Source organism: Aureispira sp. CCB-QB1 (assembly GCF_000724545.1).
Lineage (GTDB): Bacteria > Bacteroidota > Bacteroidia > Chitinophagales > Saprospiraceae > Aureispira.
On record NZ_JHBV01000071.1, the window covers coordinates 1 to 976 of the forward strand.

Annotated in this window: 1 protein-coding gene; it reads right to left on the reverse strand. The window is 39.4% G+C overall.

Annotated features, from left to right (window positions below; genetic code table 11):
• Positions 1–976: cadherin-like domain-containing protein (locus tag CG11_RS30525; RefSeq protein ID WP_197043957.1), on the reverse strand; the 976-nt coding region annotated here is incomplete at both ends.

A 976-nucleotide genomic window follows, 5' to 3' on the forward strand; every position in this document is an offset into this window, starting at 1 on the left:
TTAACATATCCAATTTGATTAAATTCTGGTGCACCAGTACTAGGCAGTGCATGTTCCACTTCGTAACCTGCATTATTCAACTCACTTGATGTTGCCCAATTTAACACACCTGTATTTTTACCTTCTAGTTTTGCCGTAAAATACAACAACTCTACAGGCAATGGATCATTCATCAAGAATTGATAATCCTCCACCTCTCCATTCGTACGTGCCCCTTGAAAGTCTACAGCTCCTAATGGATTGTCATCTAAACGAATTCGGATATTCACCAAGTTTGTTGCAACACTGGCTGGAGAAGTCACAACGACTGTTGTTGTAAATGGTCCTCCTGGCACCGCTACTGTTCCTGAATAAAAATCGTCATAAACACCATCTGCATTCCAATCAATCCACATTCCATACGAAACATTATCTGCCACAACTGAATTTAAATCTAAATCTACATTATACACCGTTGAAGGCATCACCGTCCTTGGAAAAGCACCAGGTGTATTCGTTCCCAATTCCATTCCATCATCAAAACTATCACCATTTACGCCTAAAGCGTTGTTTTCAAAGTCGGTATTGGTTCCCAACCAAACATCTGTTGTTCCATCCAGTACATTATCACTATTCGCATCTCTAATTGCTCGATGATACACTTCTCCATATATTGCTGGAGCATCTCCATAATCTTTATTGACATCTAGTATTGTAATGTAAACTGTTGCAGTATCACATACTTGAGGGCTTCCATTGTCACATACACTGTATACAAATTCATCGTTGCCACTAAAGTTAGGATTGGTTGGCGTATAACTATATGTTCCATCTGGATTTAAGGTCAAACTACCGTTGGTCGGACCTGTCACTAATGACACCCCACCAACTTGATTATCGCCCTCTACATCCGTATCGTTTGTCAAAACATTATCATTTAATGTTGTTCCTTTGTCTACAAACTCTTCATCATCTATCGCATTGGTACTGTTGTACA